1 protein-coding gene and 1 pseudogene are annotated in these 1,203 nt (G+C 58.2%); both read right to left on the bottom strand.

Annotated features, from left to right (window positions below; genetic code table 11):
- Window positions 1-536, bottom strand: a 536-nt coding sequence (locus tag A3730_RS25205; protein WP_197477632.1) for an aminotransferase class IV, incomplete at its 3' end; no start/stop codon positions are given.
- Window positions 537-578: 42 nt separating this feature from the next.
- Window positions 579-1,203 (bottom strand): annotated as a pseudogene (locus tag A3730_RS25200) (bifunctional glutamine synthetase adenylyltransferase/deadenyltransferase); the annotation flags it as partial.

Below are 1,203 nucleotides of genomic sequence, written 5' to 3'. Positions count from 1 at the left end.
CCACCGGACAGGGCTTCGTTCAGCGCCAGCATGGAGTTCATGTAGTTGCCGTTGGCTTTTGCCTTGCACATGGTGATGTTCACGTGGTGGCGGGTATAGCTGGAGGTACGCACCTTGATGCCCAGTTCCAGCGCCTCCGGCGACATGTAGGACGGCCATTCCCAGGCGGCCACCATCACGTGCACTTTCAGGTTGTGGGCACGCAGACCCATGCCTTCACTGCCGTAAAACGCCATCGGGCGCAGGTAGGCGTGGGGCAAATTATTTTCGCGAATCGCAGACAGGTGCGCCTCATTGATCTGCTCCTTGGTATAGGGCAGCTTCATGTTGAGGATATGCGCACTGTTGAAAAACCGGTCGGTGTGATCCTGCAGGCGGAAAATAGCCGGCCCTTTTGCTGTCTCATAGGCCCGCACGCCTTCGAACACGCCCATGCCGTAATGCAGGGTATGCGTCAGCACGTGAACCTTGGCCTCCTGCCAGGGAACCAGCTCGCCATCCAACCAGATAAAACCGTCTCTTACAGCCATCGACATGGCAGTGATACTCCCAGAACTAAGGACCTTTGAGCGAACGCCCTACAGGTCGAACCAATGCTTCCAGATCGTTCGCACGCCTTCACGCAAATCGCGGAATTGAGTGTCGTCGACAATGGATTTCTCTTTGCGCAACGAGGCGCGATGAGCCGCGGACCGGTAAGCCAGGTAGGCTTCCCGCAGCAGGCCGGCATCCTGAGCCGACATAATGTCCAATGCGGCCAGTGTTTCCAGCAAGCGCACATTATCGGTGAAGCGGGTGAGTTCACCGTGGGAGGAGGCCCATCTCAGAACCCCGTATTGCACCATAAATTCGATATCAACGATACCTCCCGGATCCTGCTTGAGGTGAAAAGTGTCCGGGCTTTTGTCGGCCAGGTGATCCACCATCTTGGTGCGCATGGCCAGCACGTCCTCACGGAGTTTCTCCTGCGGACGCGAATCGCACAGCACCTGATGGCGAATATCGTTAAAGCGGTTACGGGCCCGGCTGCAGCCGGCGACCACTCGGGCGCGGACCAGCGCCTGATGCTCCCAGGTCCAGGCATCATTGCGCTGGTATTTTTCGAACGCATCCATGGAGCTCACCAACAGGCCGGCACTACCGGACGGACGCAAGCGGGTATCCACCTCATAGAGCTGGCCGCTCATGGTACGCGTGCCGATG

It is taken from the genome of Alcanivorax sp. HI0044 (assembly GCF_001634945.1).
This window is presented reverse-complemented; position numbering and strand designations above follow the sequence as displayed.